This is a genomic window from Vibrio sp. 811, assembly GCF_033339195.1.
In genome coordinates this window covers 1-608 of the sequence record NZ_JAWOUB010000592.1, presented here as the reverse complement: position 1 = coordinate 608, position 608 = coordinate 1, and the positions used below count along the sequence as shown (strand labels likewise).

Below are 608 nucleotides of genomic sequence, written 5' to 3'. Positions count from 1 at the left end.
GTGGGCTATCAAAGGGATAGGGTAACTTTCAGCGTTTTCCATAAACTTGCTTTAACTATTTACAAATGCTTAAAATTTAAGGTTTTAGGCGAAACAGAAAAGCTAGAGTGGCAGCAAGTTTTAGTAGCCGATTGTTTGCGTGTTATAGGTTTTTGTAGTTTGGCTCATTGGCTAGCTTCCAACGTCCAAATGTCGACATCTAGCGATAAGCACAAGTTTTGGTCTACTCATATTTCGGGTATTGCGTTGCAATACGCAGGTGATATGGGTGGTGCTGAAAGAGCATACTTACAAAGCCAAGATTACGGTTGTGTGCTTTCTTTGAGTTTCAGTTTACAACACTTGGGTAAATTAAACGTGGAGCTTGGTAACTATGAACTCGCTGAAAAGCAGTTTATTGAAGCTTTGGCTATTCGAACGAAACTGAAGCGTACAGACTTAATAGATTCGACCAACCGAGCAATACAAGGGTTACAAAAGCTACGAACATAACAAACAGTTCAAGAGGGATTCAGCACGCGTGGCATTTTGGGTATGCGTTGGTTTCGGTGTTGAAGTGCTATGCGGCAACATCGGTATTGCGTGCTTCACCCCTTAACTGGGCGTTA

1 protein-coding gene is annotated in these 608 nt (G+C 41.9%); it reads left to right on the top strand.

Annotation, left to right across the window (positions count from 1 at the left end; genetic code table 11):
• A partial coding sequence (locus R7Q46_RS28270; protein WP_318078453.1) for a hypothetical protein occupies positions 1-492 on the top strand: 492 nt, incomplete at its 5' end.
• Positions 493-608: the final 116 nt, after the last annotated feature.